General features: G+C 53.6%; 1 rRNA gene. It reads left to right on the plus strand.

From position 1 onward, the window contains the following. Nucleotides 1-524 (plus strand): 16S ribosomal RNA (locus tag HP459_RS23325); the annotation flags it as partial.

Raw genomic sequence — 524 nt, forward strand, 5'->3', positions numbered from 1 at the left:
CCTGGGGAGTACGGCCGCAAGGTTAAAACTCAAATGAATTGACGGGGGCCCGCACAAGCGGTGGAGCATGTGGTTTAATTCGATGCAACGCGAAGAACCTTACCTACTCTTGACATCCAGAGAACTTTCCAGAGATGGATTGGTGCCTTCGGGAACTCTGAGACAGGTGCTGCATGGCTGTCGTCAGCTCGTGTTGTGAAATGTTGGGTTAAGTCCCGCAACGAGCGCAACCCTTATCCTTTGTTGCCAGCGGTTAGGCCGGGAACTCAAAGGAGACTGCCAGTGATAAACTGGAGGAAGGTGGGGATGACGTCAAGTCATCATGGCCCTTACGAGTAGGGCTACACACGTGCTACAATGGCGCATACAAAGAGAAGCGACCTCGCGAGAGCAAGCGGACCTCATAAAGTGCGTCGTAGTCCGGATTGGAGTCTGCAACTCGACTCCATGAAGTCGGAATCGCTAGTAATCGTGGATCAGAATGCCACGGTGAATACGTTCCCGGGCCTTGTACACACCGCCCG

The sequence above is a fragment of the Enterobacter sp. CM29 genome (genome assembly GCF_013179605.1).
Classification (GTDB): Bacteria; Pseudomonadota; Gammaproteobacteria; order Enterobacterales; family Enterobacteriaceae; genus Enterobacter; species Enterobacter intestinihominis.